This is a genomic window from Bradyrhizobium ferriligni (assembly GCF_056837965.1).
In genome coordinates, this window is sequence record NZ_JBXEJO010000203.1 from 1 (window position 1) to 696 (window position 696).

1 protein-coding gene is annotated in these 696 nt (G+C 41.4%); it reads right to left on the minus strand.

Going from position 1 to position 696, the window contains the following annotated elements; translation table 11 throughout:
* A partial coding sequence (locus AC1VNY_RS42505; protein WP_482409670.1) for a hypothetical protein occupies nt 1-432 on the minus strand: 432 nt, incomplete at its 3' end.
* Nucleotides 433-696: the final 264 nt, after the last annotated feature.

Genomic DNA, 696 nt, shown 5'->3' on the forward strand with positions numbered 1-696 from the left:
CCTCACCAGGTGCAACAACTCGGGTTTCAAATATGTATCATCGAAGCTGACATTTTCCTTAGCAAGCCAAGTCGTAATTTGAGCTTTTGTATTTGATGCAGTTGGTACGTTGTGTTCCGCTGATACTGCGCTGTTATAGGATGCATTATCCATTACCAAGCATGATGGTCTGTTTAGAATTGGAAGTAGATCTTTCTCCATCCAGTGCCTGAAAATATGTCCATTCATTTCTGTGTGGTAGTCCCTACCGTCGGTACTTTTTGATTGGAAAATAAGTCCAGCGTCATGGACAAGACCTTCTTCACTACTTTCTTCATGTGTTAGTATAATACGCTGGCCTTTGCTGCTTGGTATTTTTCTTTTCTGTTTACCGTCTACTGATTGCCATTCTTTAGCATTGGTGTGGTGAGCATTGACCCAGGATTCGTCCAAATATACAATATCATAGCCTTGCCTCCGCCGCTCACGGATCTGCCTCAGGTATTTACTTCGGGCAGCAATTAAATGTGGCTTTTCACAAATAATATTCCTGCCGCCTATAGTTTTTCTGAAGGTGAAGCCGGCGGCTCTTACAATTTTTCATAGAGTACTTTTAGAAATGTCTATGCTGCAATCTGATTGCAGTTTTAATTTCAGTTTCCTGAGAGTAACAAGTTGATTTGTCGCAAACATTTTCAAGAGCTCCCGTCTTATGAC